This is a genomic window from Actinoplanes sp. NPDC026619 (assembly GCF_040638295.1).
Lineage (GTDB): Bacteria > Actinomycetota > Actinomycetes > Mycobacteriales > Micromonosporaceae > Actinoplanes.
Window position 1 is genome coordinate 20,866 of sequence record NZ_JBEZYA010000026.1, and the last position, 25,395, is coordinate 46,260.

Genomic DNA, 25,395 nt, shown 5'->3' on the forward strand with positions numbered 1-25,395 from the left:
ACCGTCAAGAAGCTCATCGCGAGCAAGCGCCGTATGTGGGGGTGGATGTACCGATGACGCTCATCGCTGAGCGCCCGGTGGATCGGCGGGCGCCGGCCATACCGGCCACGATGTCCACCATCATCGGGGTGGGCACCGCCGTGACCGGGCCCTCGGTCACCCAGGCCGAGCTTCTGGGCCTGATGGACATCGAGGACCCGAAGATCCGGTCCATCTTCCTGAACAGCGCCATCGACCGGCGAAACCTGAGCCTGCCGCCGCCGGACGACACCGGCGTGCGCCGCTCCGAGCCGCAGGGCCAATTGCTGGCCAAGCACAAACGCCTCGCCGTGGAGATGGGCAGCCAGGCCCTGCAGGCCTGCCTCAAGCAGGCCGGCGCGGCTTTGTCCGACCTGCGTCACCTGTGCTGTGTCACCTCCACCGGTTTCCTCACCCCCGGGCTCAGCGCCCTGCTGATCAAGGAACTCGGGATCGACCCCGGCTGCAGCCGCTCCGACGTGGTCGGCATGGGCTGCAACGCCGGGCTCAACGCCCTCAACGTCGTCGCCGGCTGGTCCGCCGCACATCCCGGCGAGCTGGCCGTGGTGCTGTGCGCGGAGGCGTGCTCGGCCGCCTATGCCATCGACGGCTCGATGCGCACCGCGGTCGTCAACAGCCTGTTCGGCGACGGCTCCGCTGCCCTGGCGCTGCGCAACGACGGCCCGGGCGGGTCCGCCGGACCGCGCATCCTCAAGTTCGCCAGCCTGCTGATCAGCGACGCGATCGACGCCATGCGCTACGACTGGGACAACGACCAGGGCCGGTTCAGCTTCTTTTTAGACCCCCAGATTCCGTACGTCGTGGGAGCGCACGCCGAGTCGGTGGTCGACCGCCTGCTGAGCGGCACCGGTCTGCGGCGCAGCGACATCGGCCACTGGCTCGTCCATTCCGGCGGTAAGAAGGTGATCGACGCGGTGGTGGTCAATCTGGGTCTGAGCCGGCACGACGTGCGGCACACCGTCGGCGTGCTGCGCGACCACGGCAACGTCTCCAGCGGATCGTTCTTGTTCTCCTATGAGCGGCTGGTCAACGAGGCGGTTGCCAAGCCGGGGGAGTACGGCGTGCTGATGACCATGGGCCCCGGCTCCACCATCGAGACGGCGCTGGTCCAATGGTGACCGCGGACGGGACCTCGATGCTGCGGATCGACGGCGGTCGGCCGGTCACGGTCGCGGACGTCGAGGCGGTGCTGCGCGCCTGCGACCGGGCCGAGGACGGTCCGCCCACCGGCATGCTCGTCGTGCACGTGTCCGGCGCGCCGGCCCCAGGCTGGGCGCCCGGCCTCACCGTCGGTCTGGTCACCAAGTGGGAACGCGCGGTCCGCCGCCTCGAGCGGCTGCCCCTGGCCACCATCGCGATGGCGGCCGGCGACTGCGGCGGCACGGCGCTCGACGTCCTGCTCGCCACCGACGTCCGCGTCGCGGAGCCGGACACCCGGCTCGTGCCGGCCACCGACGACGAGGCCATCTGGCCCGGCATGGCGCTGTACCGCCTGTCCCGGCAGGGCGGGGCCGGCGTGCTGCGCCGCGCCGCGCTGCTCAGCATCCCGATCGGGGCGGCCGAGGCACGGGCGCTCGGACTGCTCGACGTCGTGACCGAGGAGCCCGAGACGGCGCTCGCCGACCTGCGCGAGCGCACCGCGGCGGTCAGCGGCCCGGAGCTGGCGATCCGCCGGCAGCTGCTGCTCGACGCGGACCGCACCAGCTTCGAGGAGGCGCTCGGCTCGCACCTCGCGGCGTGCGACCGCGCCCTGCGCCGGGCCGCGCGGTGAGCACCGGCCCGGACCGGCCCCGGCACGAGGCGGCAACGGCGGTGACGGCCGCGGCCGCCACCGCCGAGCGGCTGCTGGCCGGCCTGCCGCCACCCGGCGAACGCACCGCCGGGCAGCGGCTGAGCGCGGCGGGCGCGCACGACGCCGTACGCCGTGTCCGGGTCGCGTTCCTCGACGCCCACGCCGGGGCGGTCTACGACGAGCTCACCGCGGACCGCACCCGGCACCTGCGTCTGGACGCGCTCGTCGGCGCCGCGGCCGACGCCTTCCCCGGCCTCGTCCCGGACCCGGGCCAGCTGGCGGCGGAGCGGTCCCGGCCACAGGCCGGCAAGGAGGGCCGGGAGATCGACCAGGGCATCTTCCTGCGCGCGGTGCTGCGGTGCGGACCGGCCGGGCGGCACCTGATGCAGGCCATGCTCCGGCCCACCGAGCGGGCCTTGCGGCTGCTGCCGGCCTTCCGGCAGACCGGGGTGCTGCAGACCGAGGCGGTACGCCTGGAACGGCGCGACGGCGTGGCCCGGCTGACCCTGTGCCGGCAGGACTGCCTGAACGCCGAGGACGAGACCCAGGTCGACGACATGGAGACCGCCGTCGACCTGGCCCTGCTCGACCCGGAGGTGCGGGTAGGCCTGATCCGGGGCGGCGAGATGAGCCACCACCGGTACCTCGGCCGGCGGGTGTTCAGCGCCGGCATCAACCTCAAGGCCATCCGCGCGGGGGAGATCTCGCTGGTGGGGTTCCTGCTCCGGCGGGAGCTCGGCTACCTGCACAAGCTCGTCCGGGGCATCCGGCACGAGGCCCCCGATCAGTGGCGGTCGCCGCTGGTGGACAAGCCCTGGGTGGGCGTCGTGGACACCTTCGCGATCGGCGGCGGCATGCAGCTGCTGCTCGTGCTCGACCACGTGCTGGCCGGCTCGGACGCCTACCTGAGCCTGCCGGCCGCGAACGAGGGGATCGTCCCCGGCGCTGCGAACTTCCGCCTGCCGCGGATCGCCGGTTCCCGGTTGTCCCGGCAGATCATCCTCGGCGGCCGTCGGATCCGGGCGGACGAGCCCGACGCACGCCTGATCGTCGACGAGGTGATGGCGCCCGGAGAGCTGGACGAGGCGGCCGAGCGCGCCGCCGCGCGGCTGGGCACCGAAGCGGCCGCCGCGAACCGGCGCATGCTGAACCGGGCCGAGGAGTCGGCCGACGACCTGCGCGCCTACCTGGCCGAGTTCGCCGTGGAGCAGGCGGTGCGCATCCACGCCGCGGACGTGGCCGGCAAGGTCGGCCGGTTCGCCGGGGCGGCGCGATGAGCCGGGTCCGCTACGCCAAGAAGGACCACGTCGCCCGGGTGACCCTGGACCGCCCGGCCGTGCTCAACGCCATGGACCTGCGGATGCATGAGGAACTCGCCGAGATCTGGGACGACGTCGAAGCCGACGACGACATCCGGGTCGCCGTGCTGACCGGCGCCGGCGACCGCGCCTTCTCGACCGGCCAGGACCTCAAGGAACGGGCCCGGCTGGACGCCGGGGGAGCGCCGGACGGAACCTTCGGCAGCCGCGGCCGGCCCGGCTGGCCCCGGCTCACCGAGCGATTCGGCCTCACCAAGCCGGTGCTGGCCCGGGTCGACGGATACGCCCTCGGCGGCGGCTGCGAGCTGGTCCTGGCCTGCGACGTCGCGGTCGCCTCGCACCGGTCGGTGTTCGCCCTGCCGGAGGTGCGGCTGGGCCTGGTCCCCGGGGCGGGCGGCGTGTTCCGGCTGATCCGCCAGCTCCCGCAGAAGGTGGCCATGGGCTACCTGCTGACCGGCCGCCGATTCGACGCGGCGACCGCCCTGGCGTACGGGCTGGTCAACGAGGTGGTGCCGGCCGGAGACCTGGACGCCGCGGTGGACGCCTGGGTGCGCGACCTGGCCGCGGCCGCGCCGCTGGCGGTGCGGGCGATCAAAGAAGCGGCCCTGCGCTCGGTCGACCTGCCCCTGCCCGAGGCGTTCGAGACCACCTACCCAGCCGAGGAACGCCGCCGGCACAGCGCGGATGCCCGGGAAGGGCCCCGGGCCTTCGCCGAGAAGCGCACGCCGGTGTGGTCCGGCCGCTGACCGACAACTGACGACACGGAGAGACGCATGACCATCACCGCAAAGCACGTGACGCACACCCGGCCGACCCGGGACCTCGACGCGGCGACCGACGCGGCCGCCGGCTTCCTCGCCGCGCTCGGCGTGGACCTGAGCAACGAGGGCCTGCACGAGACCCCGGCCCGGATGGCTCGGGCCTACGCGGAACTGCTGACTCCGCGCGAGTTCACCCTGACCACCTTCGACAACGACGAGGGCTACGACGAGCTCGTCATCGCCCGCGGCATCCCGATCCGCTCGATGTGCGAGCACCACCTGCTGCCCTTCGTCGGCGTGGCACACGTCGGATACCTGCCCAACGCCCGGATCCTGGGCCTGTCCAAGCTGGCCCGGGTGGTCGAGATGTTCGCGCACGGCACCCAGGTGCAGGAGCGGCTCACCAAGCAGATCGCCGACTGGCTGACCCGCGAACTGCAGCCCAACGGCGTCGGCGTGGTGATCGACGCCGAGCACCTGTGCATGACCCTGCGCGGCGTGCAGGCCGTAGGCGCCCGAACCACCACCTCAACCATGCTGGGCGCCCTGCGCGACGACGCCCGTTCCCGAGCCGAGTTCCTGGCCGCCGCCGGCATCGGCCGCCCGAACTGACACCGCCGGGCCGTGCGGACCATGGGCCTGGCGCGAGGCAGCGCCGAGGTCGGCCAGCAACAGGTCGAGCAACCGCTCTTCCATGACCGCGTGGCCGCGCGCGCTCATCGACTCCGCGAGCGCCGGATCCCACGCCGTTGCCGCGGCCGGGCCGGAGAGCGGCACCCCGCCCGGCGCAGCCGCGTAGTCGCGGGCGCTCATCCGCCATGGCGCCGCGGCCGGATATCGCCGCAATGCGCCGCCGGTCAGCCGGATCCCGGTCCAGTCGAAGTCGTTGCGCCAGCGGATGACCGTGCCGGATGGCGCCGTTGCGAGCAGGGCGTGCACGGCGGCGGACGGCACCCCCTCGGTGCACACCAGGGGCGCCGTCGGGCCGCCGGCCGCGGCCCGCAGGACCGCCGGGTTCTCGCAGACGAAGATCTCCGGCGCCATCACGGTGAGAGTCGCCAGGCGTAGCTGGTGCAGGGTGACCCGGAACGGCACGTGCGCCGCGGCGGCCGAGCTCAGCCACTCGGCGACCAGCCCGCCCGTCGCCGGCAGGTTCAGCACCAGCACCTGGCTGGCCAGGTCGTCCGGAACGACGCCGGCCAGCTCCCACAGCGCCCGTTCCTGCTCGGCCCGCACCGGCACGGGCAGGTCGTGCCAGCCGGCCAGCGCCCGCAGCACGAGGCCACGCACCGGCCCGTCGGTCAGCGCCTTCGTGTCACCGAGGACCCGTTCGGCGAAGACCGGCATCGGCTCGTCGGGGGCGGGCAGCGCGTCCAGGACCGTGATCACGTCGGGCCACGGCAGACCGGCTCGGACGATGCGGGTCAGGGAGCCGTCCCGGCGAAGGGTCTCCAGCCACTCCTCGAACCATGGCCGGCCCGTGTGCCGGCTGTCGGCGGCAAGAGCGAGGACGGCGTCGCGGCCGACGGCGTCGCGGTTGCGCTCGGCGGGACGGTCCCGGTAAGGCCCGACCGTGTCGGCCAGGCCGGTCCCGTACGCGGCCCGCAGGTGCTCGTCGAGCTCGGCCAGTCGCACCGTGACCCGGCCGGTCCCGGCGAGACGGTGCACTCCGGTCACCCCGATCACGACGAGCCGTTCGGCATCGTCCGGGGCTGCGAGCGACACCGAGCCGGTCAGGCTGCCGCCGGTGCGTTCCAGGCTGCGACGGGCCGCGACCAGCAGCCGCTGCCAGCCGGGATGTGCGCTCAGGTCAGGCATCGGCGGGTCTCCGGCGAACCGAGCGCCCGGGCCAGCGTCCCGTCGAAGTCCGCCACGTTCGCCGTCCCGTCCCACACGAGCAGGACCGTCGATACCGCATGCTCCACCGCGGAATGCGACAGGTCGTAGTGGGCGCAGCCGGTCACCGCCGGATGGGTGGCCCACAGGTCGTAACCGGTCATGAACAGGTCGAGGTCGAACTGTTTCGCCAGCGACATCAGCTCACCGCGGCCGTTGTCGTCCACCCCGGCGAACGCCTCGTCGAGGCCGAGCAGCCGGGGCGCGTCCGGCCGCGCCGAGCCGAACAGCGCGTTCGCCGCCGCGAACAGCGGCAGGTGCAGCGACACCGACTGCTCACCACCGGAGAGCTGGCTGTGCCGGGCCCGGGTCAGCGGCTCGGTCACCCCGCCCGGCCGGTGCAGGGTGAAGGCGAACACTCGCCACTGCCGGTAGTCGAGCACCTCGGCCAGCAACTCCCGGTAGGGCTTCTCCGGTGACTGTGCGCGGGCCGACTTGATCCGGGCGGCGAAATGCCGGCGCAGCGTGGTCAACTGCCCCGGACCCAGCCGGGCCGGGTCACGCTCCAGCAGCTTGCACACCTCACGCTGCTCCGGGTCGAGGTCATCGGAGAGACGCCAGCCGACGCCGACGGTCAGTCCGGACGACATCCGGCGGGCCCGCATCTGGGCGTCCATCGAGGCGACCAGGTCGCGGGCCTCGATCGTACGGCGATGGATCTGGCCGGCCAGCTGACCGAGCAGGGCGTCCTCGAAGACCCGCTGCTCCGCCTCGGTGAGCAGTTGTTCCTGGTCGCGGCGTTCGGCGGCGATCCGTTCGGCGAACTGTGCGACCGGGGTCAGGCCCTGTTCGTCGGCGACCCGCACCACGATGACGCCCTCGTCGGTGTCCCACTCCGGCCGATGATCCAAACCGGCCGCCGGCAACTGCGCCTGCAACTCGGTCAACGCGCTGGTCAGCCGGGTCGCCGACTGCTTCAGCGACGTCTCGGTCGGGCTCAGTTCCCGCGTCGCCGCCAGGATGGCCTCGTGCAGGGCGGCGATGCCCGGGTCCACGTCGTCCTGCGCGGCTTCGGCGGCGGGCCACCGCAGGTGCGGCGGGCAACGCATCAGACCAAGAAGATCGGCTTGCGCGTACGGGCGGAGCCGCACCGCCTCCCGCCTGGCCTCAGCCACCGCCTCGGTCACGGCCTGGTCGCCGAGCTGCACCCGGGCCCGCGCGCCGGCCTGGTTCTGCAACGCCTCGCTGTGCTGCTCCCGGGCTTCGGCCAGAGCCGACTCGGCATCGGTCACGGCCAGCTCGGTCTGCGCCACTTCGGTCAGGATCTGCGCGGCCTCGGCGCCGATCGCGGCCGACAGCGTACGCAATTCCTCGTCTTTCTCGGTGTGCCGTTGCTGCGCGTCGCGGGCCGCCTCGGTGGCCGCGAGGAGCTTCCCCTCCGCCTCGGTGTGCCGGTCGGCGGCCTCCGCAGCCGACGATCCGGTCCGCTCCGCCGTCTCGTGGCCGTGCCGCAGCTCGATGCCGATCCGGTCGAACCGGTCGAGGGCGGTCGCGGTCGCGTCCAGCCGCTCGACCGGGAGGTTCCGCTCGGCGACGGCCCGGCGCAGCCCCGCACCGGCGGACGCCTGCTCCGCCATGGCCGCGTCGAGCCGGCCCGCCGCGTCGTGTGCGGCTTCCCGCCGTACCCGCAGAAGGGTTGCCGCCCGGTCCAGAGCCCGCTCGGCCTCGGCGATCGCGGTGCGCGGCGGCAACGCCGCGCCCGCGCGCTCCACCTCGGCCAGCACCGCCCGGCGTGCCTCGCGCGCCGTTTCGACCTGCGCGATCTCCGCGTCCAGGGCGGCGATCCGTCGGTCGCAGTCGGCGATGCGGGCGGTCCGGCGGGCCGCCCGGGCAGTCGCCCCGATGTATTCGCACTGCTGCTTCGCGAACTGCCCGACGCTGGCGCCTTGCGCCCAGCGGCCGGCGCCGGCCACCTGCCCAGCGCCCGCGCTCGGCGTTTCGGTGCCGGCGGCCGGCTGAGCGCCCGCGCTCGGCGCCACGTCGCCGGTTCCGGCCACGCCGGACGGACCCGTCACGTCGCCGAGCGCGATGCCGCTCAGCACCGCGGTGATCTGCGTGGCCGGCACCAGGTCCTGCTCCTCCGGCACCAGCACGGCGGCGAGCGTGGCGCCGCCGGCCGGGGGAGTGGCCCGCAGGTAGGCGTCCTGCTCGCCGCCGTCCAGGGCGCGGTCGGTCTCGGCCGCGGACGGGTGCAGCCAGGCGTCGAGCAGACCGGCCGCGTGCAGGGCGGCCTCGATCCCGGCGGCCTGCTCCGGAGGGACGTCGTCGGCGAACCGGACGAGACGCCACAGCGGCGCTCCCGCCCGGCCGGACCGTGGCGCCGGCCGGGTCGGCGACGGCGGCGGGGCGTCATCGTGCTCGGCGGCGATCGTCTCCCGCTCGGCGACCACCACGTCCCACTCGCCGGTGAGCCGCTCCGCGCGACTGCCGAGCTCGGCCAGCCCGGCCCGGACGGCGTCGACCGGGGCCGCCACCCGGTCGAGGTAGACGTCGCGCAGCCACGGCTCGCCGGGACGGCCGGTGACGGCGGCAGCGAGTTGCTCCGGAAGATCGGGCAGGGCCAGCTCGGTGAGCAGGTCCGTGTGCTCGGTGCCCCAGACCCATACCCCCGCGGTGGTCTGTTCCTGGGCCGTCGCCACCGCCGCGGCGGCGTTCTCCTCCTCGGTGATCGCGTCGTCGACGGCGGCCCGGGCAGCACGGTCGGCCTCGGCGGCCCGGGTGTGCTCCCGTTCCGCCTCGGCAAGCCGGTCGGCGAGCCCGCGCACCGTGCGGACGTCGGTGCGGCGGGCCTGCGAGCGCGCCGACAACCGGGTGGCCAGTCCGTCGGCGTCCGCGTCGCCGGCCCGCCACTCGACACCACCGGTCTCCGCCGCCGCGGTCAGGTCGGTGACGAGCCGGCCCACTTTCGCCTGCGCGTCGTGCGCCGCGGCGGCCGCCCGTGTCGACTCCGCCTGCCGCTTTCCCGCGGTGGTCCGCTCGGCAGCGACCGCCTCGTCCGCCCGGTGCGTCGCGCCGGCCAGGTCGTGCACGTGCCGTTCCAGGTCGGCGAGCTGTTCGTGCGACCGGTAGGCGGCCGAACTCTTCAGCCGCTCGAGGTGGGCGCGTAACCGGCCGGGCTCGCCGTCGACCGCGTCCTTCCGCCGCTCCGCCTCGGCGGCCTGGTCGTGCGCCCGGGCCGCCTCGGTGCGGGCGGAATCGAGGGTTGCGCGCCGCTCGACCACGCTTTCGCGGCGCTCGGTCACCGCGTCGGCGGCGGCCCGGGCGTGGGTGCGCAGGTAGGTGGCGTAGACGGCGAGAAAGCTCGCGGTCGCGGCGTCGGCGGCGACGAGCCCTTCGAGGGTGCGGGCCACCGCCTCCATGTCGTCGAACGAGCGGGCCGCCTCGACCAGCAGATCATCCTCGACCGGCCGCAGCCCGCGCTGCAACGTGCGGGACAGCTCCACCGGGTTCAGATCCTTGGCCAGTTGCGGCTTTCGCAACGTCAGCACCAGGTCGAGCAATTGCTCGTAGCGGGCCGGCCCCAGCCCGAACAGGCGGGCGTCGACCAGGTGCCGGTACTCCTCGGCGGAATCGCGGACCGCCTCCACGCCGAGCCGGTCGATCAGGTCGCGGCGCGACACCGGCCGGTCGTCGGCGTCCAGCAGCGACAGATCCACGCCGACCCGGCCCTCGGCGACGAAGTGCCAGCGGGTCACCCGGTCGTTGTGCCGGTGCGCCCGCAGCCCGATGCCGATCGTCACGTAGCGCTCGCCGTCGCCGAACTCCATCCACACGTACGCGTGCGACGACTCCTGCCCGCGGTACAGCAGGTTCGACTTCATCGTCCGGTCCTCGCCGGCGAACGGGTTCAGCCGGCGCGGCTCGATCCGGCCGTCCAGCACGAAGGGAAACAGCACCTCGAGGGCCTTGGTCTTGCCGGAACCGTTCGGGCCGCGCAGGACCAGCCAGCCGTCGACGAAGAGGAACTCCTCGTCCCGGTAGTCCCACAGATTGATGACCCCGGCACGGGTCGGTGCGAAACGGGCCAACACTGTTCCTGTCGTCAGAAGAGCGTGCGTTGCCGGACCTGGGCGACGGTGCCGCGGTAGCGGCCGATCAACGGGCGTGCCAGCACCCCGCCGGGGACCTTGAGGACCGCGCCGAAGCGTACGAGCAATGCCACCGCCTCGGCACGCAAATGGTCCGGGTCGGCGTGCCAGGCGGCGCCGAACGCCGACCCGTACGTGTGCAGGATGTCCGCGGTCGCCTCGCGCAGGAAGCTGTCGGTGAGCAACGGCAGCCGGTGTTCTTGTTCCTCCTCGGCCGGCGCCCGCGGCTCGGCCTCAGCAACATCGAGGGCGGCCGGGATGCTCGCCGGCAGCCCGGCGTCGACCTGGCCGATCAGCTTGGCCATCAGCTCGCCTCGATCCGGCGTCGGCATGCGCCGGGCCCGGCGGCCGTCCGGGTCGGACACCCGCTCGGCGATCGCCACCGCCAGCAGCACCGCCGCCTGCGCCACCGAACCGGTGCCGGGGAACCGCTCCGCCGACCAGCCCGCGGTGTCGACCAGCAGCACACCCTCGGCCCGCCGCTCCAGGCGCAGCCCGGTCAGCCGGAACAGATCGGCGGGCAGCGCCTGGCCGCGCAGGTGGTTGCCGACCTCGCCGGACACCTCGTCGTAGTAGACGATCGGTCGCTCCAGGACCGCGCGGCGGGCGGCCTGCGCGGCGGACCGCCGCTCCGCGTTGCCGCTGCTGCTCAGTGAGCGTTCCAGCAGCGCCGTCACCGAGTCGATGTGCTGCAGCACGCGAGGCGGGCGGAACAGGGCCAGCACCGCGTCCCGGGCGATGTCGTAAAGTGCCTCGCCGGCGCCCGGATCGCTGACCCACGCGGCACTGGACCCGTCGGCCAGCCGCAGCACACCGCGTTCCTCCAGCCACGCGACCGCGTCGACGAAAGCCCGGCGGTCGGCGCCCGCGTCCGGGTCGAATCCGAGACCGGGAATCCGGTTCGCGTCCCCGGCGACCGCCTCGGCCAGCTCGCTCAATGTGATCTGAATACCGGCCCGGCCCAGTGTCGCGAGGCAGAGCGACAGGTACGCGTACCGCTGCCGGTCGAACGGCCGGCCGGTCCGCGACAGCGCCGGCCGGTCGCTCTCCAGCCGGTCCGCGGTCCGCACCAGCCGGGCCGTGCTGCCGTGCAGCTCCAACCGGTACCCGAACGCCTCGGACAGGTCCCGCCGCAGGTCGGCCGAGAACCGGCGGACCCGCGGCAGCGCCTTCTCGTCCGGCCAGGTCGCGGTGATCAGCGGATGGCGCAGGAGCAGGCGCACCGCCCGCTGGTAGTCGGCGAGCTCCAGGTCGGACACGTCGGTGGCGAATCTCATGCCACCGCTTCCGCCGGCCGCCGCACGCCGGTATGGCCGGCCGGGGTGACCGACACCTCGAAGCCGTCGAGGTGCAACCGGCCGGAGTCGGTGACCACGGTGGTGAACCGGCCCGGACGGGGCGTGAGCGTCAGGCGCACCCCGAAGGCCGCCGCGGCCAGCGGCACCTCGGCCCGGCCGGCCACCCGCGCGGCCAGCGCGATGTCCAGCAGCCGCCGCAACGCCCCGCTCTGCGCCTCGTCCAGCACCGTCGCGTCGACCAGCCCGGCAGCCGCCTCCGCCTGCCGGCGTTCCTCGGCGAGCTGCCGTTCGCGCAGCACCCGCCGGGACGCCTCGGATCGCTCGATCCGGGCCGGGCGGCCGTTGCCCTGCCCCGGCATCCGGCCGTGCTGCACCAGCGTGCGGGACAACTCCACGGCCGGCGCCTCCCACCAGGAGAGCCGGCTCGCGATCGACTCCGGATCCGCGTACGCCACCCCGACGTGCCGGGAAGCGCCCAACCCGAACACCACCTCGAAGATCGCGTGGGCCGCGTCGTCGGAACCGGCCCCGGTGAACCAGGCCGCCAGATGCCGCAGCTGCGACTCCCGGCTCACCCCGCCCCGCCGGGCCTCGGTCACCCGGCGCAGCAGCGCGAGCACACTGCCGATCGCCGCCATCGTCGCCCCGGCCAGCCGCTCGGCCTCGCTCGGCGCGTCTCCGGCCGGCGCCAGCCACGACCGCAGGCCCGCCCACCGCCGCTGCCAGTCCGCCAGGCGCTCCGCGGGAGTGGCGAACAACCGCTCGTCCGCCTCCGCGGCTGCCTCGATCATCCGCTCCAGGCCGGTGGCCTCCACCTCGTGCACGGCCTCGCGCAGCCGGGGCGTGTATCGCTGCAACTCGTCGTGGAAGTCCCGCAGGTGCGCCAGCAGCGCATCCTTGTGGGCGAGGAAGGCCTCCGGGCGTACGTCGTGGGTGCGACTCAGATCGCCGAGCATGTGATAGAACCGCGCCGCCCGCTCGGCCACGTCGGCCAGCGCCCGGTCCAGCCGGTTCAGCTTGCGGTACACCTCTTCCGGGTCGCCGGCCTCGTTGGCGTCCCGCAACGCCTTCAGGTCGGCGAGCAGATCGGCGAAGACCAGCCGGGACAGGGTGCTGTCGTCGAGGCCCGCGGCGAGGACGCTCTCCACGGCGCGGTGGGCGCGGTAACCGGCCTCGGTGAACTGGTAGACCGAGTGCCGGTTGCGATATTCGGCGAGAGTGGCCGCGCGGGCGCCGTCCTGGCTGCGGTCCAGCACACCCCAGCCGACCAGGGCGTCGAGCAGCCGGGGGAGTTCGAGTGTGGCCGGGTCGGGACAGCCGGGGTGGGCCTGCGCCAGGCCGGCCAGCGCGGCCTGGACCTCCGAGGCATGCAGCACGACGTGGTAGCTGGAGCGCGCGGCGTCGAAGGCGCGCAGCAGCCAGAGGTAGGCGACGCCGTTCTCCGCATTGACGTAACTGAACAGCCGCAACCGGTCGTCGAGGCCGAAGTCGTCAAGCCCGAACGACGCTGCGGCGCTGTCCGGCATGACGCGTTCCTCCGTGCGGGCTGAGACGACAAGCCAGGGTATCCGCCCAGCCCTCGTACCGGCATGGTGGGCGAACCTTCGATCTTGCCGACGGACAGGGCGTGCGACGGCACTCAGCCCCCGGCGTCCGTGTGATGGCGGCCCCGGGGGCAATTTGCGACAATCGGGGCAGACGCGTGGAGATGGCGGCGCCCCGGTATCTTGAGTCCGGCAGCCGGTCATTTTCCAGGAGGTGTGTATGACTGTCGAGATGGTCGCGCCGGCCTGGATGCATCAGCAGGTCACGGCCGAGCAGTACGCGGCATGGACCGAAGAGCAGTGTGCGGGCATCGAGATCGTGGATGGGATGGTTCTCGTCAGTCCGAGCGCGTCCAAGCGGCATAACCGCCTGGCCCGCCTTCTGGCGAACTCCTTGGATGCGGCTGCCGGGCCGGACTGGAACGCTGATACGGACTTCGATGTCCGGCTCCAGGACGTGCCGCTGAACAACCGTCGCCCGGACGTGACCGTGTACCGAGCGGAAACCATCGACGTCAATCCGACAAGGCCGGAGCACGTGCTTCTGGTGGTCGAGGTGGTTTCACCCGGGTCGGAGACGACCGACCGGATCGTCAAGGCCGATCAGTACGCGAGGGCTGGTATTCAGTTCTATTGGCGTGTTGAGCAGGCCGCCACTGGTGCGCCTCTCGTTTACACCTACGTTCTTGATCCGGCGACGGGCCGCTACCGCGACAGCGAAGTCTTCACCGGCGCCGTGAAACTAGCCGCGCCCTTCTCCGTCGAGGTCGATCTCGGCCAGGTCTGATTCCCCACCCACGCAGGCACGTCTGCTGGATACGACCGACAATCCTACGTCGCGGAGCGATTTGGCGTAGTAGACCAGGGTCCATGTCCAGGACGGCTGGTGTTCGCGGGTGGTTTCGCGGTAGCCCAGGCTCTGGTAGAAGGCCATGGCGTCCGGCTGGTTGGTTGCGGTGTCCAGGTGCATCGAAGTCAGGCCGTTGCGTGCTGCTCGCTGTTCCAGTTCGGTCATCAGGGCTCGGCCGATTCCGCGGCGTCGTGTTGCCGGATGCACCCGGACTCGCAGGACCTCGGCGACGGCGTGCGCGTTCGGGCGGTAGCCGCCCATGCCGATCAGGTGGCCGTTCAGTTCTGCGACCAGGAACTCGCCGTGTTGCGCCAGGAAGCTTTCTTCGATGTCGGCGAGGTCGGGGAAGTTGGCCGGCGCTTCGGTGGCCGGCGGCAAGGGGATCGGCACGGTTGGGTCCGCTGTCTCGCCGATGTTCGGCAGTGCGTTCAACGCCCACAGCACCCCGGCGTCCGCGGCGCGGAACCTTCTCACTGTCACCACGCTGCTGACCTTGCATCAGTGACGACGCCGGCGCCAGCGAATTTGTGCGGGGCGTCACAGCGGGCCGGAGGGTACTTTTGCGACTTCTCGTCGAGCGCGACTACGCCTCGATCAACATGGGCCACACCGGCGCCCGGCGCCGGAGCTGACGCGGCCGACGTCCTTGAGCTGCCACTGCTCGCGGGCCGCGGGGGCGATGGCGGTGGACGCGCCGGGTTCCTGGGGTCGTTTCGCGTAGCCGTCGCGGATGACGCTGCGGTGCACGAACGCGTCCTGGGTCCAGGGGATGAACTCCAGCAGTGGCTCGGTCTCGCTGAGGAACGTGCCGGCCAGATGCTGGTGCACCTGCATCATGTCGCCGGCGTGCGGGACGACGCGCAGGCCGTTCGCCGCGGCGTGCCGGGCGATCTGCAGCCACTCGGTCACGCCGCCCACGCGGGTCACGTCGACCTGGATGACGCGCAACGCGTCGGCGGCGATGAAGTTCGCGAACGCGTGATACGTGTACAGACTCTCGCCGGCCGCGATGTCGAACGCGGCCGCCGCCTGCAGCCGCTGGTGCGCGATGACGTCGTCGGCGTGCACCGGCTCCTCGAACCAGTCCATGCCCGCCTCGGCCAGCACCGGCAGCATCCGGTTCGCGGTGCTGAAGTCCCAGCGCTGATTCGCGTCGCACATCAGCGTGAGGTCGGGGCCGATCGCGTGCCGGACGGCCCGGACCCGGTCCGCGTCCTCCCGCCAGTCCGGCTTGCCGATCTTGACCTTCAGCCGCCGCCAGCCCTGGTCGGCCAGGGCGCCGAGATCGCGTACGACATCGGTCTTGCTGAGGTTGAGCCACCCGCCGTCGGTGTTGTAGGTCTCGATGTCGCCGGCCGTGCCGCCGAGCAGGCGCCACAGCGGAATGCCGGCACGCTGGGCGGCGAGGTCCCACAGAGCGATATCAACCATCGACAGAGCCATGTGTACGACGCCCGCGCGGCCGATCCAATGAGTCGGCAACCAGTAGAGGCGCTTCCACGTGCCGGCGATGTCCTCGGCGGACGCGCCGAGCAGGGCCGGCGCGTAGTAGCGGTCGATCACCTGGGTCAGCAGCTCGGCGCCGTTGTGCACGCCGGAGATCCCGGTGCCGACCCGGCCGTCGGCGGTGCGGATCTCCACTACCGGAACGGTCCAGGCGGTCAGCCGGGTGGTCGCGTCGGCCAGGGTCTTGGCCAGCGGCACGGCCAGCGCGTACGTCTCGATGGAGGTGATGACGGCGCCCTCGTCGCCGGGCGTCAGATCGGCAAGCGACGAGGACAGCAGTCCCTGGGTGTGTTCCACGCGATGCTCCCGGTGGCGCGTTGCGGGCGGGCCGAGGAGCTCCCCACTCCTCGGCCCGCCCGGAAGTCAGCGGATGGTGTAGCGGATGACGTCGGTGCGCATCACGTCGCCCGACACCTTCACCGCCGCGAACGTGTGCGGACCGTTCTTGAGCCCGGCGACGCTGAACACCTTCTGCTGGGTCAGGCGGGCGGCGCTTCGGGTGTCGACCCGCTTCGCGAGCTTGCCGTCGAGGTAGATGTCGACGAGCCCCTGGTCGGGCGCGGTGGCGGTGATCCAGTCGACGGCGGTGCCGCTGAAGGCGTACGAAACCTTGTCGCCGTTGATCTTGGTGGTGTGGATGTCGTCGAGGTAGTCGCCGCGGAACGCGAAGTCCAGTTGGTTCGCGCCGATCGGAAGGGTGGCGAGGTAGGCCGAGCGCAGGGTCACGGTCGACCCCGACACGGTGTAGTCGGTGCCCTTCTTGAGTGCGGAGACGCCGAGGAACTCGCTGCCGTCGCGCAGGAGTTTGACCTGCACGTCGGCCGGCGCCTTGCGGTCGAACGACGCCACCGGCGGGTCGAGCAGGCTCGGCTGCAGGACGTCGATCCGGTCGACGAGCATGTAGGAGCCTGATTTCTTGACCGCCATCAGCGTGTGGCTGCCGTCGGGCAGGTCGTTCGCCGTGAAGACGACCTGCTGAACGAGGCGCGGCTGGCCCTCCGGGCGTCCGGTGCTGACGGTCTTCACGAGCTGGCCGTCGAGGTAGATGTCGACGTCGCCCTGCGAGGTGTCCATCTCGGTGACGTACGAGACGCCGGTGCCGGTGAAGGCGTACTGGAACGAGTCGCCGTTGCGCTCGGTGTAGTGCACGTTGTCGTTGAAGTCGCCGAGGCCACGGCCGGTGCTCTGCGACCACGTCCCGGCGTACGCGATGCCCGGGTCGTTGTCGTCGTGAGTGATGGATCGGACCGGGCCGGTCGTCGACGGCGGCGTGGTGGCGCCGGTGTCGGTGACGTTCAGGGTCAGCGGCTGGGTGGTGGCCGCAACCCCGTCCCGGCCCCAATCTCCCTGGTAGGCGACCCGTAGCGCGTCGTCGTTGACGGCGACGCCGGCACCTGCCTGCGGCGTGACCTTCAGTAGCCGTACACCATGAATCGGCACGCCGGAGGCGGTGAAGGTGGTGGGGAAGCGACCGAGGTCCTGGCGAGCCCACAGATCGCGCACGGTTGCGGCGCCGGTCAGGCCGAGGTCCGGCCAGTTCACCGTGATGTCCTTGTCGGTGCGGCCGAGGTTGAACAGCGCGACCGTGTAGCTGCCGTCGGCGTTGAGCGCGTACCAGATCGGCTGCTGCGCCGACGCGGACACCGGGCGGGCCGGGGTGCCGGCCTGGTCGACCGCGATCACCTCGGGGTTGGTGAGCAGGCTCAGCCCGTACGCATCAAGGTTGGTCAGGTCGTTGCCGACGTAGAGCGGCGCCGCGGAGATGGCCCACAGCGTCATCGCGCTGCGCCGTTCGTCGCGGGTCAGGCCGTCCATCGCGCCGTTGCCGACGTCGAGCGAGTCGAGGTCGTTCCAGCCGCCGTTGCCGGCGTTGCGCCACCAGGTCGCCAGGTCGGGGAAGAGCCGGGCGATGTTCTGCCACTGGGTGAGCGCGTCGTTGGCGCAGTAGCACTCGACGTCCCAGTCGATCCGCCAGCCGTTCGCCTTGGAGCGCCAGTAGTCGGCGTATTTCGGGTCGAGCGCCCAGGACAGCTCGAACCAGATCTGGTGCTTCTTGAGGGCGGTCGACCAGGCGGCGACGTCGTCGCGGGCGTCGAGCGAGAGGTCGCTGATCCCGGAACCGGGCGTGACGCTGTCGAACTTGACGAAGTTGACGCCCCACTTGGCGAACAGGTCGGCGATCGAGTCGATGTACTTCTGCGAGCACGGGTTCGCGAAGTCGATCCGGTAGCCGATGTTCCAGTAGTCGGCCTGCTGCGTCGGCTGCTTGACGATGTCGTGGGTGGTGCAGCCGGGCGCGCCGGCGATCGGCAGGCTCGCCTGATAGACCGCGGGGGAGATGCCCGGGATCATGTAGAGCCCGAATTTCTGGCCGTTCTTGTGGACGTGGTCGATGACCTTCTGGAAGTCCGCCATCGGTTTCGGCCGGCCGTTGGCGTCGACCCCGGCGTTCCAGCCGGCGTCGACGTTGAGGTAGTTGTAGCCGTACTTCTGCAGCTTGGTGTGCATCGCGTCGGACTGCTTGATGAGCTGTTCGGGCGTGATCCACTTACCGCTGCCGGAGTAGACCTGCATGCTGTAGCTGCTCCAGCCCATGTACGGCTTCACCGCCCAGCGGTCAGGAGTCGAGGCTTTTGCCGACTCGGATATCGGCGCCGCGGCGGCTCGCGCACCTAACGGCGGGCTCGGCTTCGGTTCGGCCTGTGCGGGGTAGGCGGTCGAGAGAAGGAGCATCGTCACGCCGAGGACGGCGGCGCAACGCGTTCGGGGTGACCTCAAGGTCGTACCTCCGGAGTTTTAGGAAGCGACGAATGCTTGGATGCTGACGGTCGCCGCGCCGCGTGCCCATTCCTCGAAGGGCAGCGGCCGGACGGATAGCGGGCACTGGGCGGCGGCGCCGAAGGCCTGGCGCTCGAACCCGGCGCGGATGTGCGTCTCGAACAGGTCGTAGGCGGCCAGGCCCTCGCCGGAGACGACGATGTGGGCCGGGCCGACCAGGTTGGCCACCGCCGCGATGCCGCCGCCGATGGCGTTGCCGGCCTCGGCGAAAACCGCGCGGACGCGTTCGTCGCCGGCGCGCGCCGCGGCCACCGCGTCGTCGAAGCCGAGCCCGGCCCGCGCGACGATGGCCTCGGTGCCGGCGATGGCCTCCACGCAGCCGCGCCCGCCGCAGTGGCACGCCGGGCCGTTCGCGTCGACGCTGAGGTGGCCGATCTCGCCGGCGACACCGTGCGAGCCGGACACGATGCGGCCGTTGACGACCAGGCCGCAGCCGATCCCGGTGCCCACCGTGACCAGGGCGAACGAATCCGCGCCGACGCCCGCGCCGAACCAGTGCTCGGCGGTGGTCAGCGCCTTCACGTCGTTCTCCACCGTGACGGTCAGCCCGGTGACCTGCTCGGCCCGCTCCCGCAGCGGCACGTCACGCCAGTGCAGGAACGGCGAATAGCGGACCAGGCCGGTGGCCCGGTCGACGTCGCCGGAGACGGCCAGGCCCAGCCGCCGGGTGCGGGTGCGGTCGTCGACCAGGTCGTCGACGAGGTGGCCGAGTTCGGTGAGGACGTAGTCGACGTCGGTCTTCCGCAGTGGCCGGTGGACGGACGCCCGGACCTTGGCGCCGAAGTCGCAGACCACGCCGATCAGCTCGTCGGCCGTGATCTTCACGCCGACGAAGAACTCGCGATCGGCCCGGATGACCAGCGGGCTGGCCGGACGGCCGGCGCCCGGGCCGGACCGCTCGGTCGCGGCCAGCTCCTGCAGGTAGCCCCGCTCGATCAGGGGACGGGCCGCCTTGGTGACGGCGGCCTGGGACAGCCCGAGCCGCCGGGCGAGCGCGACCCGGCTGAGTGGACCCTCGGTCAGCACCGCCGTGAGCACGGCGGTCATCGCCGGCGCGGCGGTCTCGGCCTCGGGGAACATGGCCGAAAGGTAGGCCAGCCGCTTACGGAAATCAATACTTGAAGAAGGAAATTATTGAGCCTACGTTTCGGCCATGTTTCCCCAGATCGGCGCGCGAGCGCCTCGACGCAGCCGCTGGTCCCAGGCGCAGCGGTCCTGGCGGTTGCACTGGCAGCTCTACCTGCTGATCAGCGTGCCGCTGGCGTACTTCGTCATCTTCAAATACATCCCGATGAGCTTCAGCGTCATCGCATTCAAGGACTACAGCCCGGTGCTGGGCCCCTGGGGCAGCCAATGGGTGGGCCTGCGGAACTTCCAACTGCTGTTCAGCAACCCGGTCTTCGGCACGCTCCTGAAGAACACCCTGATCCTGTCGTTCTATCTACTGCTGGCGAGCTTTCCGGTGCCGCTCGTCCTGGCCCTCGCGCTGAACGAGATCCGCAACGGCTGGTTCAAACGCACGGTGCAGATGGTCACCTACGCGCCCTACTTCATCTCCACCGTGGTCGTGGTCTCGATAACGATCCTCGTGCTGTCGCCCCGGATCGGCATCGTCAACGACGGCCTCGGGCAGATCGGGGTCGGCCCGATCAACTTCCTCGGCGATCCGGGCTTCTTCCGGCACATCTACGTATGGACCGACGTCTGGCAGACCGCCGGTTATTCGGCCGTCATCTATCTGGCCGCGCTCGCCGGAATCGACCCCGCACTGCACGAATCGGCCCGGATCGACGGAGCCAGCCGGCTGCAGCGGATCCGGCACATCGACCTGCCCGGAATCATGCCGACCGCGGTGGTCATGTTGATCCTGGCCGCCGGAAACATGATGGCGATCGGGTTCGAGAAGGCCTATCTGCTGCAGAACAACCTGAACCTGGCGCAGTCGGAAATCATCCCGACGTACGTCTACAAAACCGGCCTGATCAACGCGGACTTCAGCATGGCCACCGCCGTGGGCCTGTTCAACTCGGTGGTCAACCTCGGCCTGCTGCTGACCGTCAACTTCATCGCCAAGCGAGTCACCGGGAGCGGATTGTGGCGATGAACAAGGTCCAGGAACCGCTCGGCGACCGCATTTTCCTGATCGTCGTCAAGCTCATGCTGGTGGTCGCGCTGGTGCTGGTGCTGCTGCCGTTGATCTACATCGTGGCCAGCTCGTTCAGCAGTCCGGAGGCGGTCAACGCGGGCCGGGTGAGCTTCTGGCCGGTCGAATTCTCGACCGAGGCGTACCGGTCCGCCCTGAGCAACTCGGAGGTCCTGCAGGGGTACTACAACTCGCTGGTCTACGCCATTGCCGGCACCGCGATCAGCGTCACCCTGACGGTGGCGATCGCGTATCCGCTGTCCCGGAAGACCTTCTACGGACGCAACGTGCTGATGACGCTGCTCGTCTTCACCATGCTGTTCTCCGGCGGCCTGATCCCGACCTACATGGTGGTGCACGACCTCGGCATGCTGAACACCCGCTGGGCCCTGCTGATCCCCAATGCGATCGGCGTCTGGCAGGTGATCATCGCCCGCACCTTCTTCGCCAATTCGATCCCGGACGAGCTCTACGAGGCGGCGATGCTCGACGGGGCGAGCGAACTGCGGGTGCTGCGGTCGGTGGTGCTCCCGCTGTCCAAGCCGCTGCTGGCCGTCCTCGCCCTGATGTACACGATCTACCAGTGGAACACCTATTTCGACGCGCTGGTGTATCTCAAGGATCCCGATCTGTATCCGTTGCAGATCGTGTTGCGCAACATGCTCATTCTCGACAAGAGCCGGACCGGCGCCGTGGACCTGGCCCAGCAAATGCATCAGCTGCAGCTGGCCAACGTCCTCAAATATGCGCTCATCGTTGTTTCGAGCCTTCCTGTGCTCATTATTTACCCATTCGTCGCGCGTCACTTCACCAAAGGCGTGATGGTCGGCGCGGTCAAGGGCTGACGGATTGGACCACTCATGAAACTCAACTCCCCCTTCAAGATCAGCGCGGTTGCGGCCGCCGTGGCAATGGTGGCGGCGGGCTGCTCCTCCGCCGGCGACGAGAGCGCCCCCAAGGCCAAGATGGACGGTGACAAGGTCATCATTTCGGCGCTGGCGCCCGCCGACCCGGACACCAAGCTCGACACCAACGCGATCACCACGCTGCTCAGCGACAAATTCAAAATCAAATTCCAGTTCCAGACGACCACGTACGACGCCGGGCCGGCCAAGGAGAAGCGGCAGATCGCCATCTCCAGCGGCGACTACCCGGACATGTTCCTGTTGATTCCCTGGGTCGACGCGTTCACCAAGACCGACGTCCAGAAGCTCGGTCAGCAGGGCGTCGCGGTCCCGCTGGAAGACCTGATCAAGGAGTACGCGCCCAACCTGCAGAAGGCGCTGGACTCCAACAGCGTGCTCAAGGCGATGTCGACCGCGCCGGACGGGCACATCTACGCCCTGCCGCAGTGGTCCGACTGCTACCACTGCACCTATCCCGACAAGCTGTGGCTCAATTCCGCCTGGCTGAAGAAACTGAATCTGCAAACCCCGAAGACCACCGAAGATTTGCGTACGGTCCTGAAGGCGTTCAAGACGCAGGACCCGAACGGCAACGGCAAGGCCGACGAGATCCCGATGACCACCGACACCGGCGACAGCACGCTGATCGGTTTCCTGATGAGCGCGTTCGCCTATGCCCCGTACGGCGCCAACAACGGCGTGCCGTCGCTGCTCGCACTCAACGGTGACAAAGTGGTGACCCCGGTCGACAAGCCGGAATGGCGCGAGGGCCTGAAATACATCAGCTCGCTCTACAAGGACGGCCTGATCGACCAGGGCTCGTTCACCCAGAACGCCGAGGCGCTGCAGGCCATCGGCAACAACCCGGCGGCCGTCCAGATCGGCTCCGCCCCGGTGCTGTGGCCGGGCATCTTCGTCCAGCTCGGCTCCAAGGACGGCCGGGACAAGCAGTACGACGCGGTGCCCCCGCTGACCGGCCCGTCGGGCAAGAGTTACACCGGCTACAACAACCCGACCTCGATCGGCTACACCTTCATGCTGACCAACAAGTCCAGCAAGGAGGCGCGGATCGCCGCCCTCAAGATGCTCGACTACATCTACACCGACGAGGGCCAGATCATCGTCAACGGCGGCCCCGAGGGCGTCGGCTGGGAGAAGCCGAAGGCCGGCGACGTCGCCCTCGACACCAAGGTGCAGCCGACGTGGAAGCCGCTGCCCAGCGCGAACGTCCCGAAGAACATCTCGTGGAACTCGCTGGGGCAGTACAACATGACGCTGGCCCTGCGTAACGCCCAGGCGGTGCCGGCCGACATCTACGCCGAGACCGGCCTCGAGCGGCGGCTGTTCCAGGCGACCCAGCAGTACGAGCCGCACGTGGACAAGGCGCAGGTCTTCCCGGAGGCCGCGATCTGGGCCGACCCGGCCACCGTCTCCGAGATGGCGACGCTGAAGACCAACCTGGACAGCTACGTGAGCCAGGGCGAGCTGGCCTTCATCACCGGCACGAAGAACATCGACACCGACTGGGACACCTGGGTGCAGGGCCTGGACGGCGTCGGCATCAAGCGCTACCTCGACCTCAACCAGCAGGCCTACGACAAGTACAAGACCGGCAAGTAACACCAAGCCCCGCCGGCCGTTGGTGGCCGGCGGGGCCGCTTCCCACCCCGCCCACGAACCGGCCCCGCCTCCGATCGACGGCGAAACGGCCCATCGCCAAGCGTCGGGGCCGACGCGATTGCCGGCTCCGCGTTCAACAGGCTCCGGAAGATCACGACCGACGACGTCCCCACCTCCCACACGATGTGACCCGCTCTTCACTCCGTTCCCGCAGGCGAGCACACCACTCCGTGCCCGATGGCGGCGCCGATCGCCCCGGCGGCACCTGGGCCGCCACGTCGCCTTCGGCGGCGTTGCCGCCCGAGGCAGGCAGGACCTGCCGGACAAACGCCGCGCAGCACCCGGACCCGGACCGATCGAACGGCTGGCGTGGTTTGTCCTGCTGTGCCTGACCACGCCAGCTGTTGTAGTCGTCGGGCAGTAGTGGCCCGGCCTGCGGGCTGACTCCGCCCATTCCTGGGGACCGTGCGTGGGGCGGTGGGCTTCGACGTCGGCTCCGCGCATTTCGCAGCTGGCCGACCTGCAGCAAGCGTGCGCGCCCACCGCACCCCCGTTTCTGGCCGCTTCCCAGCCCTGCGCGCCAGGGCAGCAGTCCTGCTGGCCGCGCAGACTGCACCCGGCCCGCGGACTCGGCGTGCAGTGCCGTTTTGGTTAGCCGTGCGGTGCTGGCCCATACCGCGATGCTCGCCCTTGCCGCGATGCCGGCCTTGGGTGTGGTGCTGGCCCTGGCCGCGATGCTGCCCCGACGGCGGCGCTGGTCCTGACGGCGGTGCTTGGCCAGACGACGGCGCTGGTCCTGGCGGCGGGGTTGGTCCTCGCGGCGGCGCTGGTCCTGGGTGTGGGGCTTGCCCTGGCCGCGGTGCTGCTTCTGGGTGTGGGTCTGGTCTGGGTAGCGGTTGCTGTCCGGTGTGTGGGCTGGTCATGCGTCGCGGGTTTGGCGCTCGCTGCCTGTACTGGTCGGCGTGCGGGTCTGGTGTGGGCTGTGGTTTCTGCTGGTCGGGTGGGCTGGTCCGGCCTTGTGGGCTTGGCGTGTGCGGCTGGTTCGGTGCGTTACGCGGCCTGGGTCGGGCAGTTTCTTTTGTTCGGTGCGCGGGCTCGCCATGCCGCGCGGTCTTCGGCCGACGTGCGGAAGCCGGCGGACAAGCCTCGACAGGCCGGCGGGTCGGCTGTTTGCCGCCTGCCGCCGGTCCGTGCTCGGCCGGAATCGGGCCAAGTTCGGCTGGGGGTGGTCCATGCTCGACCGGGGCCGGGGCCGGGGCCGGGGCCGGGGCCGGGGCCGGGGTCGGGGCTTGCTCGGCCGGGGTCGGGGCTTGCTCGGCCGGGGTCGGGGCTTGCTCGGCCGGGGTCGGGGCTTGCTCGGCCGGGGCCGGGTTTTGCGGGGCCCCGGCCGGGTTGGCTGAGGGGGCATGGCTTGGACTTGTCGGTGATGGCGGCCGGGTGCGGGTCGCCCCCTCCGGCCAGATCAGCGGCGGGACCAGCTCGGCGAAATCGTGCAGGCCCACCTCGGCGCACTCACGGGAGCAACCCTGCGAACGGCACAACTTCTGGGCGTGCCGCCGAAGCAGCCCCCAACGCCGCCTTCGGGCGTGGTCGCGGCGGAACTCATCCTTCTCCGGCGAATAGTTTCGTGCTTTTGTGCGGTCACGCATGGCAGTGGTCACCGGTCGGGTGAATAGCTGCATCTGCTGGTACCGCATGGACATATTCTCCCGCGCCGCGCATCGCTCCCGCCAATGATTGATCATGCCAATCCCGGAAACGAACCGGCGACAGATAATCAGTTGTATGACCATTCCTGGAAGCAACTTCCGCCAACGAACGGGGCTGGACTGCAGCAAGGGTCAGCCGCCGCATCAAGATGGGCTTCTCGAATCGCTCGGTGGCCGGCGGCACCGGTTTGCCGGGCCGCGCGGTTGGGCTGAGCCGCGCCGGTTGGGCTGAGCCGCGCCGGTTGGGCTGAGCCGCGCCGGTTGGGCTGAGCCGCGCCGGTTGGGCTGAGCCGCGCCGGTTGGGCTGAGCCGTGCCGGGTGGCCTACCCTGACCGGCGCGGTTGATCAGGAGAGTCTCGCCGCCACGGTCCGGCCGCGAGTGGGCTGAGGAGGGCGGAAGCCAGGCGAATGTTCCGGGCCAAGTGCGGCTCGGCTCCGCTGCGCTGCCCGGCTGCCGGGGCAGCCGGCCATCGGAATCCCTGCGACCTGGGCGGATCGGTGCAGGCGGCGAGTTTCGCGTGAGTGGGTGGCTCGATAGCTATACTTTCGCTCGGCCAAATGGTTTATCGCTCATCTTATATAATTGTTCTAAAGGAAAGCCAAACACCAAACAAAATCCGCACCGACTATTGCCATGATCGCTTGCGGGGTGCCATTGTTCGGGTCATGCGAGTGAATTCTTTTGTTGCCGTCGCCGGTCTTGCGGTTCTGCTCGGCTTCGCCGGTGGGTGTGGTGGATCGGACGCCGCCGACAGCAGTGCCCCGACCACCGCGCCGGCGGCCGCGGCGACCGGCACCACGGCTGCGGCCGCGGCCGACTGTGGGGCCGCGCAGGCCGAGATCAAGGCGTCGCTGACCGGGATGGGCGCGGTGACCTCGGTGGACGTGCCGACCTGCGACAAGGCGGTGGTGGCCACGTCGCTCGGAGCCGACGAGGGCGATCAGGCCGCCAGCCTCTGCCAGAACGCGGCCAACGAGGCCTCAAGCCACGGTGTCGGCTCGGTGAGCGTGGTGTCCGCCGACGGCAAGGAGCTCGCCGGCGGCACCACCGCCGCGGACTGCAAGGCGATCGGCTGACCCTGACCGC

Annotated in this window: 18 protein-coding genes; 10 read left to right on the top strand and 8 right to left on the bottom strand. The window is 70.9% G+C overall.

The features are described from left to right. Positions 1 to 53: 53 nt before the first annotated feature. The 5 genes from dpgA to folE are packed head-to-tail and all read left to right on the top strand — an operon-like array spanning position 54 to position 4,523. Positions 54 to 1,157 carry a 3,5-dihydroxyphenylacetyl-CoA synthase DpgA gene (dpgA, locus tag AB0E90_RS40235; RefSeq protein WP_360417557.1) on the top strand — a complete coding sequence of 368 codons (1,104 nt, stop codon included), beginning with the start codon at positions 54 to 56 and terminating at the stop codon, positions 1,155 to 1,157. Then, the gene (gene dpgB / locus AB0E90_RS40240; RefSeq protein ID WP_360417558.1) at positions 1,151 to 1,810 is read left to right on the top strand and encodes an enoyl-CoA-hydratase DpgB; all 660 of its coding nucleotides are present in this window, start codon (positions 1,151 to 1,153) and stop codon (positions 1,808 to 1,810) included. Before dpgA ends, dpgB begins: the two co-directional genes overlap by 7 nt. Further along, positions 1,777 to 3,108, top strand: a complete 1,332-nt coding sequence (dpgC, locus tag AB0E90_RS40245) for a (3,5-dihydroxyphenyl)acetyl-CoA 1,2-dioxygenase DpgC (RefSeq protein ID WP_360417559.1) — start codon at positions 1,777 to 1,779, stop codon at positions 3,106 to 3,108. The genes dpgB and dpgC overlap by 34 nt, the downstream gene beginning before the upstream one ends. After that, positions 3,105 to 3,896 carry an enoyl-CoA-hydratase DpgD gene (gene dpgD, locus AB0E90_RS40250; protein ID WP_360417560.1) on the top strand — a complete coding sequence of 264 codons (792 nt, stop codon included), beginning with the start codon at positions 3,105 to 3,107 and terminating at the stop codon, positions 3,894 to 3,896. The genes dpgC and dpgD overlap by 4 nt, the downstream gene beginning before the upstream one ends. Positions 3,897 to 3,923: 27 nt before the next feature. Continuing rightward, the gene (gene folE / locus AB0E90_RS40255) at positions 3,924 to 4,523 is read left to right on the top strand and encodes a GTP cyclohydrolase I FolE (protein ID WP_360417561.1); all 600 of its coding nucleotides are present in this window, start codon (positions 3,924 to 3,926) and stop codon (positions 4,521 to 4,523) included. On the opposite strand, the gene AB0E90_RS40260 is transcribed toward folE, so the two are convergent. The 4 genes from AB0E90_RS40260 to AB0E90_RS40275 are packed head-to-tail and all read right to left on the bottom strand — an operon-like array spanning position 4,440 to position 12,719. Then, positions 4,440 to 5,729 (bottom strand): TIGR02679 family protein, encoded by a 1,290-nt coding sequence (locus tag AB0E90_RS40260; protein WP_360417562.1) that lies wholly within the window; start codon positions 5,727 to 5,729, stop codon positions 4,440 to 4,442. The two genes, folE and AB0E90_RS40260, sit on opposite strands and share 84 nt — an antisense overlap. Next, complete coding sequence (locus AB0E90_RS40265; protein ID WP_360417563.1) at positions 5,717 to 9,835, bottom strand: TIGR02680 family protein; 4,119 nt, start codon at positions 9,833 to 9,835, stop codon at positions 5,717 to 5,719. The genes AB0E90_RS40260 and AB0E90_RS40265 overlap by 13 nt, the downstream gene beginning before the upstream one ends. Before the next feature lie 14 nt (positions 9,836 to 9,849). Then, the gene (locus AB0E90_RS40270; RefSeq protein ID WP_360417564.1) at positions 9,850 to 11,172 is read right to left on the bottom strand and encodes a TIGR02678 family protein; all 1,323 of its coding nucleotides are present in this window, start codon (positions 11,170 to 11,172) and stop codon (positions 9,850 to 9,852) included. Further along, a complete protein-coding gene (locus AB0E90_RS40275) occupies positions 11,169 to 12,719 on the bottom strand; it encodes a TIGR02677 family protein (protein WP_360417565.1) in 1,551 nt (516 codons plus the stop codon). The genes AB0E90_RS40270 and AB0E90_RS40275 overlap by 4 nt, the downstream gene beginning before the upstream one ends. Before the next feature lie 238 nt (positions 12,720 to 12,957). Here AB0E90_RS40275 and AB0E90_RS40280 point away from each other — a divergent pair, with 238 nt between their 5' ends. Beyond that, positions 12,958 to 13,524 (top strand): Uma2 family endonuclease, encoded by a 567-nt coding sequence (locus AB0E90_RS40280; RefSeq protein ID WP_360417566.1) that lies wholly within the window; start codon positions 12,958 to 12,960, stop codon positions 13,522 to 13,524. Here AB0E90_RS40280 and AB0E90_RS40285 read toward each other — a convergent pair. From AB0E90_RS40285 to AB0E90_RS40300, 4 genes are all read right to left on the bottom strand, one after another. Then, on the bottom strand, positions 13,480 to 14,031 hold the full coding sequence (locus AB0E90_RS40285) for a GNAT family N-acetyltransferase (RefSeq protein ID WP_360417567.1): 552 nt from the start codon (positions 14,029 to 14,031) through the stop codon (positions 13,480 to 13,482). The genes AB0E90_RS40280 and AB0E90_RS40285 overlap by 45 nt on opposite strands. A gap of 150 nt (positions 14,032 to 14,181) precedes the next feature. Then, on the bottom strand, positions 14,182 to 15,390 hold the full coding sequence (locus tag AB0E90_RS40290) for a mandelate racemase/muconate lactonizing enzyme family protein (protein ID WP_360417568.1): 1,209 nt from the start codon (positions 15,388 to 15,390) through the stop codon (positions 14,182 to 14,184). 66 nt (positions 15,391 to 15,456) lie between these two features. Continuing rightward, positions 15,457 to 17,826 carry a X2-like carbohydrate binding domain-containing protein gene (locus tag AB0E90_RS40295; RefSeq protein ID WP_360417656.1) on the bottom strand — a complete coding sequence of 790 codons (2,370 nt, stop codon included), beginning with the start codon at positions 17,824 to 17,826 and terminating at the stop codon, positions 15,457 to 15,459. Positions 17,827 to 17,889: 63 nt separating this feature from the next. Continuing rightward, the gene (locus AB0E90_RS40300) at positions 17,890 to 19,011 is read right to left on the bottom strand and encodes an ROK family transcriptional regulator (RefSeq protein WP_360417569.1); all 1,122 of its coding nucleotides are present in this window, start codon (positions 19,009 to 19,011) and stop codon (positions 17,890 to 17,892) included. A 73-nt stretch (positions 19,012 to 19,084) separates the two neighbouring features. On the opposite strand from AB0E90_RS40300, the gene AB0E90_RS40305 reads away from it, so the two are divergent. The 4 genes from AB0E90_RS40305 (at position 19,085) to AB0E90_RS40320 (ending at position 25,385) form a co-directional block, all read left to right on the top strand. After that, positions 19,085 to 20,035 (top strand): ABC transporter permease subunit, encoded by a 951-nt coding sequence (locus AB0E90_RS40305; protein ID WP_360417570.1) that lies wholly within the window; start codon positions 19,085 to 19,087, stop codon positions 20,033 to 20,035. After that, positions 20,032 to 20,919 carry a carbohydrate ABC transporter permease gene (locus AB0E90_RS40310; protein WP_360417571.1) on the top strand — a complete coding sequence of 296 codons (888 nt, stop codon included), beginning with the start codon at positions 20,032 to 20,034 and terminating at the stop codon, positions 20,917 to 20,919. Before AB0E90_RS40305 ends, AB0E90_RS40310 begins: the two co-directional genes overlap by 4 nt. A gap of 15 nt (positions 20,920 to 20,934) precedes the next feature. Beyond that, on the top strand, positions 20,935 to 22,599 hold the full coding sequence (locus AB0E90_RS40315; protein WP_360417572.1) for an extracellular solute-binding protein: 1,665 nt from the start codon (positions 20,935 to 20,937) through the stop codon (positions 22,597 to 22,599). A gap of 2,375 nt (positions 22,600 to 24,974) precedes the next feature. After that, a complete protein-coding gene (locus tag AB0E90_RS40320; protein WP_360417573.1) occupies positions 24,975 to 25,385 on the top strand; it encodes a hypothetical protein in 411 nt (136 codons plus the stop codon). Positions 25,386 to 25,395: the final 10 nt, after the last annotated feature.

Coding starts and splice junctions, on each gene's coding strand:
- AB0E90_RS40320 (WP_360417573.1), top strand. CDS start 24,975: ATGCGAGTGAATTCTTTTGTTGCCGTCGCCGGTCTTGCGGTTCTGCTC.
- AB0E90_RS40280 (WP_360417566.1), top strand. CDS start 12,958: ATGACTGTCGAGATGGTCGCGCCGGCCTGGATGCATCAGCAGGTCACG.
- AB0E90_RS40270 (WP_360417564.1), bottom strand. CDS start 11,172: ATGAGATTCGCCACCGACGTGTCCGACCTGGAGCTCGCCGACTACCAG.
- AB0E90_RS40300 (WP_360417569.1), bottom strand. CDS start 19,011: ATGTTCCCCGAGGCCGAGACCGCCGCGCCGGCGATGACCGCCGTGCTC.
- dpgA (WP_360417557.1), top strand. CDS start 54: ATGACGCTCATCGCTGAGCGCCCGGTGGATCGGCGGGCGCCGGCCATA.
- AB0E90_RS40295 (WP_360417656.1), bottom strand. CDS start 17,826: ATGCTCCTTCTCTCGACCGCCTACCCCGCACAGGCCGAACCGAAGCCG.
- AB0E90_RS40275 (WP_360417565.1), bottom strand. CDS start 12,719: ATGCCGGACAGCGCCGCAGCGTCGTTCGGGCTTGACGACTTCGGCCTC.
- AB0E90_RS40310 (WP_360417571.1), top strand. CDS start 20,032: ATGAACAAGGTCCAGGAACCGCTCGGCGACCGCATTTTCCTGATCGTC.
- AB0E90_RS40315 (WP_360417572.1), top strand. CDS start 20,935: ATGAAACTCAACTCCCCCTTCAAGATCAGCGCGGTTGCGGCCGCCGTG.
- dpgD (WP_360417560.1), top strand. CDS start 3,105: ATGAGCCGGGTCCGCTACGCCAAGAAGGACCACGTCGCCCGGGTGACC.
- dpgB (WP_360417558.1), top strand. CDS start 1,151: ATGGTGACCGCGGACGGGACCTCGATGCTGCGGATCGACGGCGGTCGG.
- AB0E90_RS40305 (WP_360417570.1), top strand. CDS start 19,085: ATGTTTCCCCAGATCGGCGCGCGAGCGCCTCGACGCAGCCGCTGGTCC.
- folE (WP_360417561.1), top strand. CDS start 3,924: ATGACCATCACCGCAAAGCACGTGACGCACACCCGGCCGACCCGGGAC.
- AB0E90_RS40260 (WP_360417562.1), bottom strand. CDS start 5,729: ATGCCTGACCTGAGCGCACATCCCGGCTGGCAGCGGCTGCTGGTCGCG.